The organism is Bariatricus sp. HCP28S3_D3 (assembly GCF_052065755.1).
In the GTDB taxonomy this organism is placed as follows: Bacteria; Bacillota; Clostridia; order Lachnospirales; family Lachnospiraceae; genus Allocoprococcus.
The window spans coordinates 19462-38627 of sequence record NZ_JBQHTK010000018.1; the positions used below are offsets into that span (position 1 = coordinate 19462).

Genomic DNA, 19166 nt, shown 5'->3' on the forward strand with positions numbered 1-19166 from the left:
TTGAAAAGGAGACAATATGAGAAGGTATATTGTAAAAAGAATCTTGCAAATGATACCAGTAATTATACTTGTGTCAATCTTTTCGTTCATGATTATTCATTTTGCACCGGGAGATCCGATAAATATGTATATCAGGCAAGATATGACACAGCAGGAAATTGATGAGCTCCGCGTAGATTTGGGATTAGATGGCACAATCGCAGAACAGTATCTGGCATGGTTGTCAAATATTTGCAGAGGAAACTGGGGAAATTCATTGATTAATCATCAACCAGTTGCAAAACAGATTTTTGAAAAACTTCCTGCAACATTGCTTTTAATGGGGACGTCATTTGTTTTGTCAATTTTAATGTCAATTCCACTTGGTTTGGTGTCTGGAATGAAAAAAAATAAGGCTGCAGACCAGTTTATCAGCATATTTGCATATATTGGAATCTCTATTCCCGCTTTTTGGCTTGCGTTAATGTTGATAATCATCTTTTCGCTGAACTTGCACTGGCTTCCCAGTAATGGAATGAGAACAGTAGGAAGTAATTCGGTTCTTGATATTTTGTGGCATTTAATTCTGCCCGGGATCGTATTAAGCGTAGGGAATACAGCAGTATTTACACGATATATTCGTTCTAACACCATTACTCAGTTGGAAGAAGAATATGTTCTGACAGCAAAAGCCAAAGGTGTTTCAAAAAGACGAATTATGACAGGACATGTTTTGAAAAATTGTTTGCTTCCAATTATTACTATTGCAGGTATGAATCTTGCCAGTCTGGTTACCGGCTCCTTTATCATTGAATCAGTTTTTGGATGGCCAGGCATGGGAACTCTCGGAATGAGCGCTATTAATTCAAGAGATTACCCAATGATCATGGGATTTACAATGTTGTCTTGTGTAATTTTGATTATAGGAAATTTCATTGCGGATTTATTATATGGGGTGGCAGATCCACGAATTAAGCAGGAGGTAAAAAAAATACATGAATCTTGATAATGATAAAATAATATTGGAGGAAATAGAAAAAGAAGATGCATTTGATCCTGCAAATCGTGAAAATAAAGTGCAAGATGAAATTTATGAGAGAGGCATCTTCTATAATCTTCTGATGAGTTTAAAAGAAAACAAATTGGCAATCATCTGTTTGATTATTTTAATTATTATTATAATTGCCTCACTTCTTGCACCACTTTCCCCATATGATCCAGATGCAATGGATTTAAGGAGTAAGCTTTTACTGCCAAATAAAGAACATTTCTTTGGTACAGATAATTTAGGGCGAGATTACTTTACGCGCGCTTTGTATGGGGGGCGTGTATCATTGACTGTGGGGTTTTTCTCGATGTTGGTTTCAGTCATAGTGGGAACCATATATGGAACTATAAGTGGATATATAGGTGGTACAATAGACAATTTAATGATGCGTGCAGTAGATATTTTCATGTCTGTTCCAAGTTTTCTCCTGATTATCATAATTAATTCATTCCTTTCGCCAAGTATGTTTACTATGGTTGTTATTATTGGTATGTTCTCATGGATGGGAGTTGCCAGAATCGTACGTGCGGAGACAATGTCTTTAAAAGAAAGAGACTTTGTTCTTGCTGCTAAAAATATGGGGGCAGGAAATATGGAAATTATGCTCATACATATTATTCCCAATATGATACCATCGATTATAGTTGCCGCAAGTATAAGTATAGCTAGAGCCATTTTAACAGAGTCTTCTTTGAGTTTTCTTGGATTCGGAGTAAAACTTCCGATGTCTTCCTGGGGGAGTATGCTTCAGAATGCGCAATCTCAGATTATGGATGTGCCAACATTAGCCTTGTTCCCAGGAGCATTAATATTATTAACAGTACTTAGTTTTAATGTCCTTGGAGATGTTTTACGAAACGCATTAGAACCTAAAATGGTAAAATAAAGGAGTAAAAATATGACGGATAAAGAGTTGCAGGAATATGTTGTAAAAATGCGCAGACATTTTCACAAATATCCGGAACTTGGACTAAAAGAAGAAAAGACAAGTGCAAGAATACAAAAAGAGTTGGAAGAATTTGGATATAATGTCAAAAGATTTCAAAAGTGCCCTACAGGAATTATTGCTGAGATCCATGGCAGAAAACCCGGAAATAATATTGTAGCACTCCGGGCAGACATGGATGCTTTACCAATACAGGAGGAAAGCGGTGAATCTTTTTCTTCGAAAAATGCAGGTGTTATGCATGCATGTGGACATGATGCACATGTCGCTATGCTTTTGGGAGCTGCCCGATTGTTAGCAGAGGCGGCAGATGATTTTGGCGGTACAGTTCGCCTTTTATTTGAACCGGCAGAAGAATTTGCCGGGGCCGGAAAACAGATGTTGGCTGAAGGTGCTTTAGACGGGGTTGAAACAGCTTTTGCGATTCATGTTCAAGAAGGAATTCCTACGGGGAAAATCCGGGTACAAGAGGGGATTTGTATGGCTGGAGCAGGGTTCTTTTCACTTACTGTTAAAGGAAAAGGCGGACACGGTTCAGCGCCAGACTGTGGTATTGATGTGATTCCGGCGGCATCAGCTATTGTAATGAACTTACAGACGATTATAAGCAGAGAAATAAGTCCACTAGACTCGGCAGTTGTATCTGTTGGAACGTTTCATGCTGGAACAAAAGCAAATATTATTGCAGATGAAGCGCAACTTACAGGATCTTTAAGATATTACAGCAAGAAAATTCAAGAGCAGTTGCCGGTGGCTGTAAGACGTGTAGTTGAGTCTACTGCTGCTGCTTATCGTGTTCAGACAGATTTAATTTGCCAGTGTGGTCTGCCGCCGGTAATCAATGATGCAAATTGCAGTCGTTTGGCAACAGAGTGTGCAGTTGCGTTAATGGGACACAAATGTCTTTATGAGGGAAATCCTTCCACAGGTTCTGATGATTTTGCCTATTATCTGGAAAAAGTTCCAGGTGTATATGCGTTTTTAGGAGTTGGAAATGAATCGGAAGAAGAACGAAGTCCGGCACATAGCAGTGGCTTCAAAATTGACGAAAGTATGCTGTATTTTGGAGCACGCATGTATACAGAATATGCATTGCGTTATTTGAAAGGGAGAAATTCAGATGAATAATTTAATTGAGGTGAAAAATCTGTGTGTCTCATATCAGACTTATGCGGGCGAGGTGAAATCTGTCAGGGGTGTTAACTTTACGGTAGAAGAAGGAGAAACTCTTGCAATAGTAGGAGAATCCGGGTGTGGAAAAACAGTAACAGCCAAGACGATCATGGGACTGATCCAGTCACCTGGTATAGTGAAAGAAGGCAGTGAAATTATTTATGCGGGTAAGAATCTGATAGGGCAGTCTGAAAGAGAATGGGAATCTTATCGTGGTGGAGAATGTGCCATGATTTTCCAGGATGCTTTGGCAGCTTTGAATCCAACCATGTCCGTTGGAAAGCAGATAGCAGAAAATCTTATCATACATAAAAAAATGAAAAAAAAGGATGCGATGAAGAAAGCAGTTGAACTTCTTGGAAAAGTTGGAATCCCGGAGCCTGAAAAGAGAATAAAGCAGTATCCACATGAATTTTCGGGAGGAATGAGACAACGAGTTATGATAGCAATTGCTCTCGCATGCAGTCCGAAACTGTTAATTGCAGATGAACCAACCACTGCGTTAGATGTGACGATACAGGCACAGATTTTGGAATTGTTGAAAGAATTGCAAAAAGAACTAAAAACATCTATAATATTAATTACGCATGATTTAGGGGTCGTAGCAGATATGGCAGACCATATTGCTGTCATGTATTCTGGAAAAATTGTTGAAAAGGGATGTGGACGAGATATTTTTTATCATCCGAGACATCCATATACATGGAGTCTTCTAAATGCGGTTCCAAGACTGGATGGAGATCGAAAGAAGAATCTAGTATCTATTGAGGGCACTCCACCAGATCTTCTTCTTCCGATTAAAGGATGTGCATTTGCAGACAGATGTCCGTACTGTATGAATATCTGTACAAGACAGGAACCACCGGTATTTCAGTTTGATGGAAATCATAAGGCATCTTGTTGGTTACATCATGAAAAAGGAAAAAAAGAATGTCCATTTGAGACGGGAGGCGCATTATGTGTGGAAAAAGCATAAAAATGGAACCAGTCCTTAAAGTATCCCATTTGAAAAAATATTTTCCTATGGGGAATAATCAGATATTGAAAGCAGTTGATGATGTTTCGTTCGAAATATATCAGGGAAAAACCCTTGGGTTGGTAGGGGAGTCGGGATGTGGAAAAACAACCTGTGGGCGAACCTGTACAGGTTTATATTCCCGTACCGGAGGACAAGTGTTATTTAAAGGACAGGATGTCCATGAGATGCGTGGAAAAGACAGGAAAGATTTTACCAAAAAAGTACAAACAATTTTTCAGGATCCATATGCTTCTCTAGATCCACGTATGAAAGTGAACGACATTATAGCAGAAGGAATGCGGATTCATCATATGGCTTCCAAAAAGGAAGAACGGGAAATAGTACAGGAATTGTTAAGACAGGTAGGTCTTCAAAGTGAGCATGCAAACAGATACATTCACGAATTTTCCGGCGGACAGCGTCAAAGGATTGGAATTGCAAGAGCATTAGCAATTCATCCGGAATTTCTGGTATGTGATGAACCTATTTCTGCACTGGATGTTTCTATTCAGGCACAAATTGTAAATTTACTTCGGGAAATGCAGGATAAAATGGGGCTTACATATTTATTTGTAGCACATGATCTTTCTATGGTGAGACATATTTCAGATCAGGTTGCTGTAATGTATCTGGGTAAAATTGTAGAATTAACATCTTCAGATGAATTATACTCACATCCTGTCCATCCATATACACAGGCGCTTTTGTCTGCAATTCCGATACCTGATCCTGATGTAGAAGCAACACGAGAACGTATTGTTTTAAAAGGCGATGTGCCTAGTCCGATTTCACCCCCAAAAGGATGCCGTTTCCGAGGAAGATGCAAGTATGCAACTGCCAAATGCGGGGAAATCGAACCTGAAATGAAACAGATTGGAACGGGTCATTTTGTGGCCTGCCATTTGTATAACAAGGAGGATGCATAAATAATGAAGTATGATTTTACAACAATTATGGATCGTTTAGGAAAGGATGCCATAGCAGTTGATGTGCCGGAAAAATCCCCGGCATTCGGACCTCGTGATGAGGGGTTTGATTTTATCCCCATGTGGGTAGCGGATATGAATTTCGCGACCGTCCCGACTGTGCAGGAAGCAATCAGCGAGCGACTTTCGCATCCGGCATTTGGATATTTTTCAACAAGAGAAGAGTACTATCAGGCGATCATCAACTGGCAGGAGACACGGAACCATGTCACTGGTCTCACGAAGGAATGTATCGGATACGAGAATGGTGTACTTGGCGGACTTGTCTCAGCGCTAAATGCATTTGCAGCTCCCGGAGACAGTGTTCTGGTACACAGTCCGACTTATATCGGGTTCACAGGAAGTATTACCAATGCCGGATACAAGATCGTCCTCAGTGAGCTCAAACGTGATGCAGAAGGAATCTGGCGAATGGATTATGACGACATGGATCAGAAGATCAAGAAGAATAAGATCCACGTTGCGGTCTTCTGCAATCCGCATAATCCGACCGGAAGAGTATGGGAGCGCGAAGAGCTGGAAAAAGCAATGGAAGTGTATCGGAAGAATGACTGTATCGTGATTTCAGATGAAATCTGGTCCGATATCATTTTAAATGGAAATCATCATACTCCGCTGCAGTCGGTCAGCGAAGATGCAAGAAATCGTACAATGGCACTTTACGCACCGAGCAAGACATTTAATCTGGCGGGACTGATTGGAAGCTATCATATTATTTATAATTCTTATCTGCGTGACCGCGTACGCGCCTGCAGCAGTAAGTGCCATTATAATTCCATGAATGTATTGTCCATGTATGCTCTGATGGGAGCTTACAGACCGGAAGGTATGGAATGGGTCGATGAACTGCGGGAAGTATTGTCCGGAAATGTGAACTACGCATATGATTATATTCTGGAACATTTTGATGGCGTGACGTTAAGCAAGCCGCAGGGAACCTATATGTTGTTCCTGGACTGCACCGAGTGGTGCGAAAAAAATGGCAAGACGATGGATGAGCTACTGAAAGCGGGATATCGTGTAGGTGTCGGCTGGCAGGATGGAAGACCGTTTCACGGAGAACATTCGATCCGAATGAATTTGGCGCTTCCGTTTACAAGGGTGCAGGAGGCGTTTGAACGATTGGATAAGTATGTTTTCAATCCATAAACTTATTTAGGGATGAAACTTCGATTGTTTTTCCCCATTCCGCATGGTATAATTTTCTGACAGAAAAGGAAACTTTTCAGACTTTTGATGATGAAGATAAAGGAGAATGTATGGAAAATTTTACATTTTATGCACCAACGTATTTTGCGTTTGGCAAAGACACGGAAAATGAAACAGGAAAATATGTAAAACGTTTCGGGGGAACAAAAGTATTGATTCACTACGGCGGCGGTTCCGTTATCCGCTCCGGACTGCTTGAGCGCGTGAAGAAATCATTGGAAGAAGAACAGATTGGTTATGTAGAACTTGGCGGTGTAAAGCCGAATCCGAGAAGCGGACTCGTATATGAAGGAATCGAACTCTGCCGGAAAGAAGGCGTGGATTTTATTCTCGCTGTGGGTGGAGGGAGCACGATCGACTCAGCCAAAGCGATCGCGGCAGGCGTCCCGTATGATGGGGATTTCTGGGATTATTATCAGGGCGGTATTGTAAATGAGGCCGTGCCGATCGGTACGGTGATCACAATCTCGGCAGCAGGAAGCGAAGGCTCTGCTGATTCTGTCATCACGAAAGAAGAGGGAATGTATAAGCGATCCACTACGGGGGAAGCACTGAGACCCAAATTTACGATTATGAATCCTGCCCTGACGCAGACACTGCCGGCTTATCAGACTGCGTGCGGCATTACGGATATCATGGCACATTTGTACGAGCGTTATCTGACGAATACCAAAGAAGTGGAATGTACAGACCGGATGATCGAAGCTCTGCTTCTGACGATGATCCACGAGGGGCCAAGAGTGATCGAAGATCCGGATAATTATGATGCACGTGCCAATATCATGTGGGCCGGGATGATGGCGCATAATAATTCCTGTGGTGTGGGAAGAAGTCAGGACTGGACGAGCCATTGCATTGAGCATGAGCTTTCGGCAATGTATGACTGCGCACATGGTGCAGGGCTTGCTGTGGTTATGCCGGCTGTCTTTACTTATAATCTTCACCATGATGTCATGCGTTTTGCGCAGATCGCGGTAAGAGTATGGGGATGTCAGATGGATTTCCAGAATCCGGAGAGAACAGCAAAAGAAGGAATCGAAGCACTCAGGAATTTCCTGATTTCAATTGGTATGCCAAAAAATTTTGAAGAACTCGGAGCAAAAGAAGAAGATATTGAGAAACTTGCATATACCTGCTGCTATGGAGATGTGGAAAACGGAACAACCGGTGGTTTTGTTACATTGAATCAGCAGGATGTGGAAAATATATATCGCCTGATGCTGTAAAAATGAATTGGATACGCGAAAACCCGCCAACCTTTCGGCTGACGGGTTTCGTTGTTTTTATAGTTATCTAAAGGAATGAGAGTAAAGTGTGGCAATCGGGTTCCCCCGATTGCGCTACTTTATGAGGGGGGAGATAGTTGTGTTATCAACTATCTGGTACTTAGTATACCCTGAAAATATGTCCAAAATGTGATGAGACCATTAAAGAAATCGAAAAAATATAAAAAACTTCTTAAGAAAGCTACAAAAAATGTCTTAATTATTCTTTGCTGTGATAAGATAAAGGCAAATAGCGATGTGGAGGTGCTGCATATGAGGATTACCAATCTTCGGATTAAAAATTTCAAATCTATCCGTAATATGTACATCAAAGAGATTGAAAATGCATTAATTCTGGTGGGAAAGAATAATACCGGAAAGACAGCAGTGCTGGAGGCCGTCTGTGCGGTGGGCGGGACCTATCAGATCTGTACGGAAGATTTTCAGGAAGACTTCCCGAATATTGAAATATTTATGACGCTTGAGATAACAGAAGAAGATTTGCATGTACTTCATCAGAACGGCATTGTAAGTCAGTACAGAAGATATGATATCTGGTTTCAGGATTTCTGCAAAAAACTGCCTTCTTTTCAAGACGGTGAAGTGGACTTTGAGTTTGTGGCGAATCGGGATGGAAAGATACGTTATAGTGATGGTGTGAAGAAGAATAACCCTTATATTTTAGAGGTATTTCCGAGAATTTATCACGTAGATGCACAGAGAAATCTCAGGCAGCTTCAGGATGATATTCTTCTGCTTCAGGAGGATGAACTGCTCAAGAAGATGCGTGCGGATTGTTGTATGTTTGAACGCGCCAAGAAGTGTACACATTGTTTTTCATGTATCGGACTGATCAATCAGAAAACGCCGGAAGAAATGAATGCGTTTGAGGCGGCTAAGCTTCTGGATTATAAGCTTTACCAGCTGAATCTGGATGCATTTGCGAGAAAAGTGAATCAGAATTTCCGCAAAAACGGCGGACAGGCGGAGATTATTTATTCTATGAATCGTGACGTGGAACGTATGCTGCAGGTGACTGCCGAGATACGGGGAAAATCCAGGAATGAAACACATCCGGCGGAACACATGGGCAAAGGGATGAGGAGTATTTACATGCTTTCCCTTTTGGAAACAGGACTGGATGATGAGAATGCGCTCCCATGCATTGTGATCGTGGAGACGCCGGAAATCTTCCTGCATCCACAGCTCCAGAAAGTAAGTGGAGATATTCTGTATCGGCTGGCAAAACAAAAGCAGGTCATGTTTTCCACACATTCTCCGAACCTACTTCCCAATTTCAACAATCGTCAGATTCGCCAGATTGTAGAGGATGAGGACGGATTTTCGCAGGTGAAAGAGAAGACGGATATCAGTGCGGTGCTGAATGACCTGGGATACTCGGCAAATGATCTGATGAACGTGGATTTTGTATTCATCGTGGAAGGAAAGCAGGACAAAAGCCGTCTGCCGCTTCTTCTCAGAAAATACTATTCCGAGATATATGATGAACAGGGAAAGCTCTCCAGAGTTGCGATTATTACAACGAACAGCTGCACAAACATCAAGACGTATGCGAATTTAAAATATATGAACCAGATTTATCTGAAAGATTCGTTCCTTATGATCCGTGATGGAGACGGCAAAGACAGTGAAAAGCTGAAGCGCAGTTTGTGTCGTTATTATGAAGAACGCAATCTGGAGGACGCAGACGGACTGCCGCGCGTGACAGAGAAAAATGTACTGATTTTGAAGTATTATTCTTTTGAAAATTATTTCTTTAATCCCTGTATTATGGCGAAGATCGGGATCGTTGATTCGGAAGAAGCGTTTTATGAAGCGTTCCTCGTAAAATGGAAGGAATATTTGTATCGCCTTTCCAGCGGCAAAAAGCTTCGGGAAGTAATCGGACATGATCTTATATGTGTGCAGGATGTGAAAGATCATATGGAAGAGATTCGGATCCATATGCGGGGACATAATCTTTACGATATTTTCTATGGAAGGTACAAGGACCGAGAGGAAGAAATCCTTGGAGAATATATCGATCTGGCGCCGAGAGAGGATTTTGAAGACATTCTTGACGCGATAGACCGATTTATCTATTTTGAAAATCGAAAATGTTAAGTGAAATTATTGAAATGGCAGGTGTGATTATTCCTGTTGCGGTGGTCGTGGTAATCCTTGTTCTGTTTTTGGCTACAGAGTATGTGAAAGCATCTCCCGATACGGCATTTATCATTTCCGGTCTGAGGAAACAGCCAAAAGTCCTGATCGGTAAAGCAGGCATCAAGATTCCGTTTCTTGAAAAGAAGGATGCTTTGAATCTGCAGTTGATTCCAATCGATGTGAAGACATCGAGTGCGGTTCCGACAGCCGATTATATTAACATCCGGGTCGATGCGGCCGTCAATGTGAAGATCAGTGATGATGAACAGAGACTTGGACTGGCGGCTCAGAACTTCCTGAATCAGCCGACAGACTATATCAAGCAGGTTGCAAGAGAAGTTCTGGAAGGTAACATGCGTGAGATCGTCGGCAAGATGAATCTGGAGGAAATGGTTTCAGACCGCCAGAAATTTGCGACACTTGTAAAAGAGAACTCCGAGCCGGACCTTGCGGCGATGGGACTTGATATTGTCAGCTTTAACGTGCAGAATTTTGTGGATGAGAATGGTGTCATTGAGAACCTTGGTGTGGATAATATCGTTAAGATCCAGAAAAATGCGGCGATTTCAAGAGCAGAAAGTGAAAAAGAAATCGCCCGGGCTCAGGCGATCGCCAAGAAAGAGGTGAACGATGCACAGGTAAGTTCCGAACTGGAGATTGCCAATGCAATTGCAAAAGCACAGAAAGAAAAAGCAGTTGTAAAGGCGGAGGCTGACAGAGAGTCAAAAGAAGCGCAGATCAATGCGGAACCACTCGCAAAAGTTGATAAGATTACGATGTACGGTGAAGGAAATTCCGCAAAACTGATGAAAGATATTATGGGAACTCTGAATCAGGTGACGGATGGACTCAAAGAATCCACAGGAATTGATCTGCAGGCAGTGCTGGCAGGATTTGCCGGGGCGAAAATAGCTGAAAACAGTGACAAGAATGATAATGAATAAAGAAAATCCGCCAGTCATGGGGACTGGCGGATTTCTTTATCGTTATCTAAAGGAATGAGAGTAAAGTGCGGCAATCGGGAATCCCCGATTGCGCTTACTTTATGAGGGGGGAGATAGTTGTGTTATCAACTATCTGACTCTAAGTATATACTGAAAATGTGTCTAAAGTATGAGTAGATTCTAAAAGAAATCGAAAATTTCTTAAATGAAAATTAATTTTGCGTGATTTTGAAGAACCCTTGTCAATACGGCAAAAACATCTTGAAACCCAGTAAAATCAAGCATTTCAAGTATTTATATCATTTATTATCCGCTCATGATAAAACGAGAATAATCAAAACGGTTAGTAACACGTTAGTGACAAATCAACTTATCTTAATCTTTTCGATTTCATCCCGAAGGTCGTCGAGATCGCGGTGACCATACACACTGTTTGTAATGTCCCCTTTAAACGCATGTCCAAGCATTCGCTTCCGGTCGTTCTCGTTTACCTTGTACTTTTCGCAGAGACGCGAGAACGTATGTCTGCAATCGTGAGGTGTGTGCTTTTCAACTCCAGCGCGGCTGAGAGCGTCATACATGGACAATCTGAATGCATTGGTAGAAATATTCAAAAGCGAACCGAATCGCTTTATTCGACGTTTTACAAGATCGTATATTCCGGAATGGATTGGAACAATGCGATCCCTGCCGGCAGCAGTTTTTACACCACCCTGAAAATACTTCTTCTTCAGATCCACTTTGAGCGTTTTGTAGGCTTTGATTCTGAATCCGGAGTAACACATAATCAGAATCATTTCAATAATCTCATCATCTTTGTTATCCCAAAGAATTTTCAGTTCTGCGTCTGTGAATGGCACTCCGTGCTCATCGTCCTCTTCCTTCTTGATCTGAAGATGCGCAGAATAATCCTTTTCTGCCAGCTCATAGATCTCAGCAAAGGCATACATCTGATGCAGCAGTGAAAGAATCAGCTCTAGAGAAGAGTGCTTCAGACCGCAATCATCCAAGACGCTCTGCAGATCGTCATGACGAAGCTCTGCAAAAGCACGATCGTGGATGGCAGAGCAGTTCTTGAATGCAGCTCTGGTGGAATAGAGCGAAGCTTCAGAGTATTTCTTTCCGGAATCCACGTACTTATAATTGTAGAACCGTTCATACACCTCTGCGAAGGTTGGGAGCTTCTCCTGAGATGTTTCTGTATCTTTCCTGAATGCCTGGTTGTAATCTGCCAGAAGAGCATCCGGATTTCCTTTCAGGTGATTCAATGTCCGCTCGAATCCAGGATAGTATGTCCCCGCATGGTAAGCGGTAAGCACAGAGAAACCTTTCATATAATCGTCCACGTAACAGATCGCCTTAACTGGTGCATATTGGCCGGGCGCGATCAGCTCCGTGGCGGGCGGATATACCGCGAATGGGTTTCGCCGGTTCCCGGAAAGCTTCTTGATGCTTCCGTAGCCGTTTGGTAGCTTGGGATATTTCTTTGGTCTTGCCATGTTAATCATCTCCTTTTGTGCGACGTCGCACATTTTTGGTATAAAAATAACAGCCAGCGAAGAACATGAGTTCCGCTTGCGTGGCTGTTCCGAAGATGATACAATATATTTGCTTAGAGAACTGTATATCTTCGGATATGTAGTTTGTATGAACCGTTCCTGTTGGCGCAGGGGCGGTTTTGTTTATTTAATGGCATCGTTTACAAGGTTCATATCCCATAGCTTCAGCTTCTGACTGCGTCACTTGCGTTGGGTTTTTCATACCGCTACAAGAGGAGTTGCTGTGATACTTGCTTCCACTTTGAGGTATCCAAACCATGCGTTCTTGCTGTTCTTGAGTTTGATTTGGTTCAGATGTTTGCGCCGAATCTGTCGTTTGCACTTCGGTTCCAGCGTCTTCGATGCTTCCCGGGGAATAGTCATTGCATGGTTCTGTATTCCAAGATATATTTTCGCCATCAGATTCCGCGATAATTGTGCCCTGCTTATCGGTTCTATATAATGATATATTCATTGACGATAATTTATCGAGGGTATCTTTATCTGGATGTCCATATTGATTATCAGCACCACAGCTGATTACTGCAAATTCGGGTACTGTTTTCTGGAGGAAGTCCCAGCTCGTTGAACTTGCTGATCCGTGATGCCCCAAACACAATACATCACAAGATAAATTGATTCCAGAAGCAATCATGTCAGCTTCGCTACCTGATTCTGCATCTCCGGTCAAAATAAAACCGTTCTCCCCACAAGTAATTTTAATTGCAACAGAGTTATCATTACTTTCGCTTTGATTGATCTCTTTAGGTGATAGAATTGTAAATTCAGTTGATCCTAATTCAAAAACGTCGCCAACAGATGGATGCTGTACTTCGAGGTTCTTTGATGATACGGTATCTATGAATGACTGATATAGATTGGAATCGTGAATATAATCCGATCCTATGACGTTTTCTACATTAAATGCATTCAAACAACCAATCAAACCGCTTAAATGATCATCGTCGTAATGAGAAGAAATTAAATAATCGATAGTTTCCACGTTTTGTTCTTTTAGATAGGACACGACAAAGCTTGAGGTGCTTCTGTCGCCACCGTCATAAATTAAGTTCTTCCCGTCTGATTGTACTAGAACGGACAATCCTTGTCCGACATCAATAAAATGAACTTTTACCTTATGAGCATTTGTATTTACTGGTTGATTTTCATCACTTTCCCCAGTGTTATCGTCAAGTTGCGCTTGCGACACGACCTTTATATCTTCCATGCCGCTTTGGACATTCCCATTGGCTGTAAAGAATACAGAAGCTTCCCCCTCCGATTCAAACGAAATAATTGCCTTTCCGTCTTTATATTCCAATTGTGCAATTGGATTTTCGGACATCTCCAAAGATTTGATTTTTGCATCACTTGGAATGGGAGTGACTTTTATTTCGACTTTATCAGAAACAGTGAATTCTGTCTTGCCCCACTCAACATTAATACCTGATAATTCTGGCGTCGCCTTCATTCCAATAAAAACAAATAATGAAGTGATAGCGACAACGGATGAAATAATCAGATTTCTCGTCCTATCAGTCCGATCTTTTTTTACGAAAAAAAAGATGATCGCTCCGATAGCTGGAATCCAAGCGTAGGAATATATCGCAATAGCGATACATAACAGAAAGGCAAACAGTAGAACTGTTCCACAACCGGATCCGCCATTAGGCTTTTTCTTTGACATAATAAAATCCTCTTTTCTCTTTATTTACCTTACACTTTTTATATAAACGCTAGACGCGATGTTTTTATAATGATAATAATCTGCATACAATCTTTTGCGTTAGATCGTTTTGCTGTGTTGCGGTCAACTTCGATGATGTCCGTATTACGATTGTACCTAATACTACATGTGAACCTGGATTCAAAAATCCCGATCCATCGAACGACGACAAATATAAATTACGTTTTTCAGCGTCTTCGACGTTAGGATAAACTTCTATTCCTCCTCCACACTCAGTCCCTTTGTCGACTACATCGTTTCCATATACTTCGTCTTGATTTATCCAAGGACTGGAAAAGTACGTTGCAGATGTATATCCGCCTTGCTTGTTTAACATTCCATTAGGATCATGATCTTCTGTAACGGCTTGGCAAGAAGAGATTCCTTCAATGCCTTGAAGGCGCTGTATAATGAAATCACCACTCGGATTTGTTATTTGCATCATTTGCTTAACGCTGTTTTCTAATGCCTTTTTCTTGATATCGATGTTAGAAATAACATCCGAATAGTCTAAAGGATCTGATAACTCCTTAGTAGCTTTTACAATGTTTTCAGTTTCATCTGGCAATTTGGGAATTTCCCTCTTTGCAAGATTTGCGTCCGATATGGCTACGGTAAGATCGTTAATTGTCGTTTCATCGTATACGGGAGATCCAGTATTTAATACTTCTTTAGCGGAATTAATCGCTTCATCGAGTTCACGATTTTTCTCGTTCACTTTGGCTGCCGCATCATTGAATGCTGATACAGCGTTGTCGTACGGTTTTTTTATTAGAAAATACCACGAACTGAAACCGGCCGCCACGATAGCTAAAATTGCAATTAATAAAGCAATTTTAAGTTTTTTGTTACTTTTCATTTGTTATCCTCTTCTTTCCACCTTACACTATATATATAAACGCTGTGCGGTTATATCGTTTTAAAATCCAATATTTTTTCTTCGTATCCCATAATTCTTGCTATTTGATTTTTTGTCATTCCTGGATTATCAAGAATTACAGAATCCGGTATTAATAATTCTGCAGCAAACGTGTTTGCTTCATTTTCATACTTGGTTTTAACAAAATGCGTTCTCGTATCCATAAAAAGAGCATTGGAATTTTTATGCAAAAACATATGTCCAAGCTCATGAGCGCAGACAACTTTTTGTTCATTCTCCGAGAGCTCATCATCTATATAGATAATGTTGTTCCGCTGAAAGTACTGATAAAATCCGCGCACATCTCTTAATGGATAATACACAAGTATCACATTGAGATTCTTAACGATCTCAAGCGGATTCCGGCTGTTATATTTTCTGGCCAGTGAATTCGCTTTTTGTTTAATATTCATATAATCAATCCTTTTTGTACTTTTTGGGAGTGTACTTCTCTTTGTTCTTCTTTTTGGCCATCTCCATGCCGATCTGCATAGCTGACAAAATAGAATCTATAGCTTCCTGGCTTGCTGGCTGACCATCAAACATGAGACCTTCCTGCTTAAGCAAAAGTTCCGTGTTCTGCAGGATGTTTTCTATATCTTTTTGATCTTTGGGATTCAGCTGAGGTTCTTTTTTGTCAGTTTCTTTCCCAGTTCTCAGATATTCAGCAGTTACACCAAAAAAATCTGCAATCTTCTGAATTTTTTCATCCTTTGGTTTGCTACGTCCGCTTTTCCAATCGGAGAAGGTTGATTTTGTTATTCCGGTTGCTTTTACAACGTCTGCATCTTTAACTCCCATTGCATCCCTTAACTTGCAATAAATCTCATACATATTACACCTCTAAAAAAAGTTATGAATTCCGTACAAAAATGTATTGACAAGTTCTGATATCCGCACTATAATAAAACCATAAAGTTCGGAAATCAAAACAGAATTGTGGCTCAATTCAATGTCAATGTATCTGGTAAATATATTGTAACTGATTTCCGAACTAAAATCAATAGAAAGTTCGGAAATGAGGTGATTTTTTATATGTATGAAAAATATGTCGAATTAAGAGACAAGAAGCATGTTACTGATTATCGCGTGTCCGTAGATACTGGAATTACAAAATCAACATTTACGGATTGGAAATCAGGAAGAAGCAAGCCCAAAATGGATAAGCTATCCATTCTTGCCGACTACTTCGGAGTATCTATCGAATACTTCTTGGAATGATAGTAGCGAATCAGGTGTCCTATAAAAAGAACATGATAAGCGAGGTGATGAAAAAAATGTGGATGATTGTAATTTGCATTGGAAGTTCTGCTTTAACTTCAATTATATTCACGAGAGTATTAGCTACCCGCTACTTCGAAATTGTAGATGGATATGTCCAGGACATGTGTGAAGCAACAAAGCAGTTCGCTGAATGTATTAAAGATATCAACAAGCGAGGTGAACCACATTGAAAGAAGTATACCTTACAGCCGGAGAAGCATCGAAAGGGATTGGAATCCCGGCAAAAGTAATCATCTTCATGGCGCAGAAAGGACTCACCAAAGCGGTGGATATTATACCGCCGAGTAAGGGCGGGCGCCAGAGGAGATATATCATTAAAACGAGGAAGTTCTGCGATGAGCTCGGGATTCCATTCATACCAGAGGGAGGTGATTAAAATGTGCAGAGATAACGAAAGACTGATGAAAGGCGTGGACCGCGAGATTGAAGTCGAAGACAAACTCGAACTGATCGGATCAATCGGAGCGTCGCTGTTTACGGTGGTATTTACATTTGGAATGTTTTTTCTTTGGCTGATGGGAGTGGGTTAAGATGGCAATTAAAAGTATGAGAACGAAAACATTTATCAAGAAAATTGATGATGAATTAAAGCTGTTTGACGGTGTTGACCTGGGAGACGATACAACGAACAACTATTTAAAATTGGCGGTGTATTACATGGGACTCGTTGCAGACTGTTTGCAAAGCAGTGAGCGCAAAACTGTAAAAATTAAAAAGTGCCCTGGAGCGGCAACTCCGGACGGGCACACAGAAAAATAACCAAATTAATTGTAAAACGGAATGGAGAAAAAAGCAATGGCAAACGTGAAGATTGAACCAGAAAAAAGAGAATTGTTTCATCAGATATTGGATTTGGTTCTTGATATTAACGAATCGGATTCAAAGGATACGGCGTTCATGTATTTCGGTGGACATGTTGATGTTATTAGCGTAGATGTATGTACCAACGGATGGGATAGCAAATACGATCCGGATGTAAGAAGTAATTTTTATATCGAAAGCAATATATCAAAATATAAAGAAACAGTACAGAAACTCTCAGAAGTAAAGGAGAATATGCATGTATTATAACGAATGTCCATTCTGTGGATGCAATCTGGATCCGGGAGAAGCATGCGATTGCCAGAAGGAAAAAGATGAATGTGAGGAGGTAACCAATGAATCTTAAGAAATTAGTATCAACAGTTGGTATGAGTCATGAAGAATGGCTTGCACATAGAAAGAATGGAATCGGAGGCTCTGATGCTGGCGCAATTTGTGGATTGAATCCTTACAAATCTGCAGTTGCCGTCTATCTCGATAAGACATCAGCCGTTACGGAAGCAGAAGATAATGAACATATGCGTCAAGGCCGTGATTTGGAACAGTATGTAGCACAGCGCTTCATGGAAGATACAGGGAAAAAGGTAAGAAAAGCAAATGCAATTTTCGTACATCCGGAACACGATTTCATGTTCGCGAATGTGGACCGGTTAATTGTTGGAGAAGATGCGGGACTGGAATGCAAGACCGCATCTGCTTATGCAGCAGATAAGTGGAAGGACGGTAAGATCCCTGCCGAATATGAATTGCAGTGCCATCATTATATGGCTGTGACCGGAGCGAGTGCATGGTATATAGCATGTGTCATTTTAGGGCAGCAATTCGTGTGGCAGAAAATTGAGAGAGACGAAGAAACCATTCAGATGCTTATTGAACTGGAATCGGATTTCTGGAACAACAATGTTTTAGTGGAAAATATGCCAAGTCCTGATGGAAGTGAAGATGCAGATAAAGTGATTAAGGAAAAATATGCGTTCTGTGTTCAGAATAAATGCATCGATCTGTTTGGATTTGACGATAAGCTGAATCGGAGAAAAGAGATCATTGAGTTAGAAGAAAAGCTCAAGAAAGAAAAGAACCAGATTGAACAGGAAATCAAGATTTTTATGGATGATGCAGAAAAAGCAGAAAGTAAAGAGTATTCGGTGAATTGGAAAACTGTAAACAGGAATGGTGTTGACAGTGAGAAGCTTAAAAAAGAATATCCGGATATCTATAAGAAATGTATGAAAACATCATCAAGCAGACGGTTTACTGTAAAAGAAATCGCATAAGAAAGGGAGAAGAATATGGCAGTAAAAGAACAGCTTGCGGAACGTACCGCAAATGAGGGAAAGGTAAAACTGACAAAGAACATGAGCATTTCGGATATGATCAAGGCGATGCAGCCGGAAATCAAAAAAGCATTACCGGATGTGATTACACCAGAGCGTTTCACGAGAATGGCTTTGTCGGCATTAAACACAACCCCAAAGCTTCAGGAATGCAGTCAGATGTCATTCCTTGGCGCTCTTATGAACGCAGCGCAGTTGGGATTAGAGCCCAACACTCCGCTTGGACAGGCTTATCTTATTCCATATAAAAATAAAGGAAAACTTGAATGCCAGTTCCAGGTTGGATACAAAGGACTTTTGGATTTGGCATATCGTAATCCGCAGATCCAGACCATTCAGGCACAGTGCGTATACGAGAACGATGAGTTTGAATATGAATTGGGACTGGAACCGAAGCTGGTTCATAAACCGGCAATCGGAGATAGAGGAGCACTGGTATTGGTATATGCGCTTTGGAAATCCAATAATGGCGGATTTGGATTTGAGGTAATGAGCAAAACAGACATTGATGCTCATGCACGGAAATTCAGTCAGAGCTTTGGCAGCAGTTTTTCCCCGTGGAAGACAAATTATGAGGAAATGGCGAAGAAGACGGTAATTAAAAGATGTCTGAAATATGCACCAGTGAAATCAGATTTCGTAAGAGCAATGACGAATGATGAGACTATCAAATCAGATATCTCTGTTGATATGAGCGAAGTGCTGGATGAGCAGGAACCAATCGTCGATGCGGAATATGAGGAGATTTCAGAACCTCAGAAAGCAAATTAATTTAAGTATCTCCTTTGATTAGCATATCACACATGTAA

At 41.0% G+C, this 19166-nt stretch carries 21 protein-coding genes; 16 read left to right on the forward strand and 5 right to left on the reverse strand.

The genetic code is table 11. The annotated features are described in order from the left end of the window. The first annotated feature begins 16 nt into the window (after positions 1–16). The 9 genes from ACTNB3_RS11375 to ACTNB3_RS11415 all read left to right on the forward strand — a co-directional run bounded on the left by ACTNB3_RS11375 (position 17) and on the right by ACTNB3_RS11415 (position 10734). The gene (locus tag ACTNB3_RS11375; protein ID WP_427808083.1) at positions 17–985 is read left to right on the forward strand and encodes an ABC transporter permease; all 969 of its coding nucleotides are present in this window, start codon (positions 17–19) and stop codon (positions 983–985) included. Continuing rightward, the gene (locus tag ACTNB3_RS11380) at positions 975–1913 is read left to right on the forward strand and encodes an ABC transporter permease (RefSeq protein WP_427820551.1); all 939 of its coding nucleotides are present in this window, start codon (positions 975–977) and stop codon (positions 1911–1913) included. Before ACTNB3_RS11375 ends, ACTNB3_RS11380 begins: the two co-directional genes overlap by 11 nt. A gap of 12 nt (positions 1914–1925) precedes the next feature. Continuing rightward, on the forward strand, positions 1926–3101 hold the full coding sequence (locus ACTNB3_RS11385) for a M20 metallopeptidase family protein (RefSeq protein ID WP_441025740.1): 1176 nt from the start codon (positions 1926–1928) through the stop codon (positions 3099–3101). Beyond that, positions 3094–4122, forward strand: a complete 1029-nt coding sequence (locus tag ACTNB3_RS11390) for an ABC transporter ATP-binding protein (RefSeq protein ID WP_427808077.1) — start codon at positions 3094–3096, stop codon at positions 4120–4122. The genes ACTNB3_RS11385 and ACTNB3_RS11390 overlap by 8 nt, the downstream gene beginning before the upstream one ends. Beyond that, positions 4104–5090 carry an ABC transporter ATP-binding protein gene (locus ACTNB3_RS11395; RefSeq protein ID WP_441025742.1) on the forward strand — a complete coding sequence of 329 codons (987 nt, stop codon included), beginning with the start codon at positions 4104–4106 and terminating at the stop codon, positions 5088–5090. The genes ACTNB3_RS11390 and ACTNB3_RS11395 overlap by 19 nt, the downstream gene beginning before the upstream one ends. A 3-nt stretch (positions 5091–5093) precedes the next feature. Further along, positions 5094–6299 (forward strand): MalY/PatB family protein, encoded by a 1206-nt coding sequence (locus tag ACTNB3_RS11400; protein ID WP_441025744.1) that lies wholly within the window; start codon positions 5094–5096, stop codon positions 6297–6299. A 110-nt stretch (positions 6300–6409) separates the two neighbouring features. After that, positions 6410–7585, forward strand: coding sequence for an iron-containing alcohol dehydrogenase (locus ACTNB3_RS11405; RefSeq protein ID WP_427820548.1), 1176 nt, complete (start codon positions 6410–6412; stop codon positions 7583–7585). Between the two features lie 312 nt (positions 7586–7897). Then, on the forward strand, positions 7898–9748 hold the full coding sequence (locus tag ACTNB3_RS11410) for an ATP-dependent nuclease (RefSeq protein WP_441025746.1): 1851 nt from the start codon (positions 7898–7900) through the stop codon (positions 9746–9748). Next, the gene (locus ACTNB3_RS11415) at positions 9742–10734 is read left to right on the forward strand and encodes a flotillin family protein (RefSeq protein ID WP_441025748.1); all 993 of its coding nucleotides are present in this window, start codon (positions 9742–9744) and stop codon (positions 10732–10734) included. The genes ACTNB3_RS11410 and ACTNB3_RS11415 overlap by 7 nt, the downstream gene beginning before the upstream one ends. A gap of 365 nt (positions 10735–11099) precedes the next feature. On the opposite strand, the gene ACTNB3_RS11420 is transcribed toward ACTNB3_RS11415, so the two are convergent. From ACTNB3_RS11420 to ACTNB3_RS11440, 5 genes are all read right to left on the reverse strand, one after another. Then, positions 11100–12233 carry a tyrosine-type recombinase/integrase gene (locus ACTNB3_RS11420; RefSeq protein ID WP_441025750.1) on the reverse strand — a complete coding sequence of 378 codons (1134 nt, stop codon included), beginning with the start codon at positions 12231–12233 and terminating at the stop codon, positions 11100–11102. A 187-nt stretch (positions 12234–12420) separates the two neighbouring features. Then, complete coding sequence (locus tag ACTNB3_RS11425) at positions 12421–13959, reverse strand: ComEC/Rec2 family competence protein (RefSeq protein WP_441025752.1); 1539 nt, start codon at positions 13957–13959, stop codon at positions 12421–12423. 64 nt (positions 13960–14023) lie between these two features. Next, positions 14024–14857, reverse strand: coding sequence for a hypothetical protein (locus ACTNB3_RS11430; protein ID WP_441025754.1), 834 nt, complete (start codon positions 14855–14857; stop codon positions 14024–14026). 50 nt (positions 14858–14907) lie between these two features. Continuing rightward, the gene (locus tag ACTNB3_RS11435; RefSeq protein WP_441025756.1) at positions 14908–15330 is read right to left on the reverse strand and encodes an ImmA/IrrE family metallo-endopeptidase; all 423 of its coding nucleotides are present in this window, start codon (positions 15328–15330) and stop codon (positions 14908–14910) included. Positions 15331–15334: 4 nt separating this feature from the next. Continuing rightward, positions 15335–15751 (reverse strand): helix-turn-helix domain-containing protein, encoded by a 417-nt coding sequence (locus tag ACTNB3_RS11440; protein WP_441025758.1) that lies wholly within the window; start codon positions 15749–15751, stop codon positions 15335–15337. A 201-nt stretch (positions 15752–15952) separates the two neighbouring features. Here ACTNB3_RS11440 and ACTNB3_RS11445 point away from each other — a divergent pair, with 201 nt between their 5' ends. The 7 genes from ACTNB3_RS11445 to ACTNB3_RS11475 all read left to right on the forward strand — a co-directional run bounded on the left by ACTNB3_RS11445 (position 15953) and on the right by ACTNB3_RS11475 (position 19128). Beyond that, complete coding sequence (locus tag ACTNB3_RS11445; protein ID WP_441025760.1) at positions 15953–16138, forward strand: helix-turn-helix domain-containing protein; 186 nt, start codon at positions 15953–15955, stop codon at positions 16136–16138. Between the two features lie 229 nt (positions 16139–16367). Then, positions 16368–16577, forward strand: a complete 210-nt coding sequence (locus ACTNB3_RS11450) for a hypothetical protein (protein WP_441025762.1) — start codon at positions 16368–16370, stop codon at positions 16575–16577. 1 nt (position 16578) lies between these two features. Further along, entirely contained in the window at positions 16579–16731 is a 153-nt protein-coding gene (locus ACTNB3_RS11455) for a hypothetical protein (protein ID WP_441025764.1), read from the forward strand. 1 nt (position 16732) lies between these two features. Beyond that, positions 16733–16960, forward strand: coding sequence for a hypothetical protein (locus ACTNB3_RS11460; protein ID WP_441025766.1), 228 nt, complete (start codon positions 16733–16735; stop codon positions 16958–16960). Positions 16961–16996: 36 nt separating this feature from the next. Continuing rightward, on the forward strand, positions 16997–17272 hold the full coding sequence (locus ACTNB3_RS11465; RefSeq protein WP_441025768.1) for a hypothetical protein: 276 nt from the start codon (positions 16997–16999) through the stop codon (positions 17270–17272). A gap of 86 nt (positions 17273–17358) precedes the next feature. Continuing rightward, positions 17359–18297, forward strand: a complete 939-nt coding sequence (locus ACTNB3_RS11470) for a YqaJ viral recombinase family protein (RefSeq protein ID WP_441025770.1) — start codon at positions 17359–17361, stop codon at positions 18295–18297. Between the two features lie 15 nt (positions 18298–18312). Next, positions 18313–19128, forward strand: coding sequence for a recombinase RecT (locus ACTNB3_RS11475; protein WP_441025772.1), 816 nt, complete (start codon positions 18313–18315; stop codon positions 19126–19128). Positions 19129–19166 lie beyond the last annotated feature (38 nt).

Excerpts from the sequence above, each read along its gene's own strand:
- ACTNB3_RS11375 (WP_427808083.1), top strand. The coding sequence starts at position 17 with ATGAGAAGGTATATTGTAAAAAGAATCTTGCAAATGATACCAGTAATT.
- ACTNB3_RS11380 (WP_427820551.1), top strand. The coding sequence starts at position 975 with ATGAATCTTGATAATGATAAAATAATATTGGAGGAAATAGAAAAAGAA.
- ACTNB3_RS11385 (WP_441025740.1), top strand. The coding sequence starts at position 1,926 with ATGACGGATAAAGAGTTGCAGGAATATGTTGTAAAAATGCGCAGACAT.
- ACTNB3_RS11390 (WP_427808077.1), top strand. The coding sequence starts at position 3,094 with ATGAATAATTTAATTGAGGTGAAAAATCTGTGTGTCTCATATCAGACT.
- ACTNB3_RS11395 (WP_441025742.1), top strand. The coding sequence starts at position 4,104 with ATGTGTGGAAAAAGCATAAAAATGGAACCAGTCCTTAAAGTATCCCAT.
- ACTNB3_RS11400 (WP_441025744.1), top strand. The coding sequence starts at position 5,094 with ATGAAGTATGATTTTACAACAATTATGGATCGTTTAGGAAAGGATGCC.
- ACTNB3_RS11405 (WP_427820548.1), top strand. The coding sequence starts at position 6,410 with ATGGAAAATTTTACATTTTATGCACCAACGTATTTTGCGTTTGGCAAA.
- ACTNB3_RS11410 (WP_441025746.1), top strand. The coding sequence starts at position 7,898 with ATGAGGATTACCAATCTTCGGATTAAAAATTTCAAATCTATCCGTAAT.
- ACTNB3_RS11415 (WP_441025748.1), top strand. The coding sequence starts at position 9,742 with ATGTTAAGTGAAATTATTGAAATGGCAGGTGTGATTATTCCTGTTGCG.
- ACTNB3_RS11420 (WP_441025750.1), bottom strand. The coding sequence starts at position 12,233 with ATGGCAAGACCAAAGAAATATCCCAAGCTACCAAACGGCTACGGAAGC.
- ACTNB3_RS11425 (WP_441025752.1), bottom strand. The coding sequence starts at position 13,959 with ATGTCAAAGAAAAAGCCTAATGGCGGATCCGGTTGTGGAACAGTTCTA.
- ACTNB3_RS11430 (WP_441025754.1), bottom strand. The coding sequence starts at position 14,857 with ATGAAAAGTAACAAAAAACTTAAAATTGCTTTATTAATTGCAATTTTA.
- ACTNB3_RS11435 (WP_441025756.1), bottom strand. The coding sequence starts at position 15,330 with ATGAATATTAAACAAAAAGCGAATTCACTGGCCAGAAAATATAACAGC.
- ACTNB3_RS11440 (WP_441025758.1), bottom strand. The coding sequence starts at position 15,751 with ATGTATGAGATTTATTGCAAGTTAAGGGATGCAATGGGAGTTAAAGAT.
- ACTNB3_RS11445 (WP_441025760.1), top strand. The coding sequence starts at position 15,953 with ATGTATGAAAAATATGTCGAATTAAGAGACAAGAAGCATGTTACTGAT.
- ACTNB3_RS11455 (WP_441025764.1), top strand. The coding sequence starts at position 16,579 with ATGTGCAGAGATAACGAAAGACTGATGAAAGGCGTGGACCGCGAGATT.
- ACTNB3_RS11460 (WP_441025766.1), top strand. The coding sequence starts at position 16,733 with ATGGCAATTAAAAGTATGAGAACGAAAACATTTATCAAGAAAATTGAT.
- ACTNB3_RS11465 (WP_441025768.1), top strand. The coding sequence starts at position 16,997 with ATGGCAAACGTGAAGATTGAACCAGAAAAAAGAGAATTGTTTCATCAG.
- ACTNB3_RS11470 (WP_441025770.1), top strand. The coding sequence starts at position 17,359 with ATGAATCTTAAGAAATTAGTATCAACAGTTGGTATGAGTCATGAAGAA.
- ACTNB3_RS11475 (WP_441025772.1), top strand. The coding sequence starts at position 18,313 with ATGGCAGTAAAAGAACAGCTTGCGGAACGTACCGCAAATGAGGGAAAG.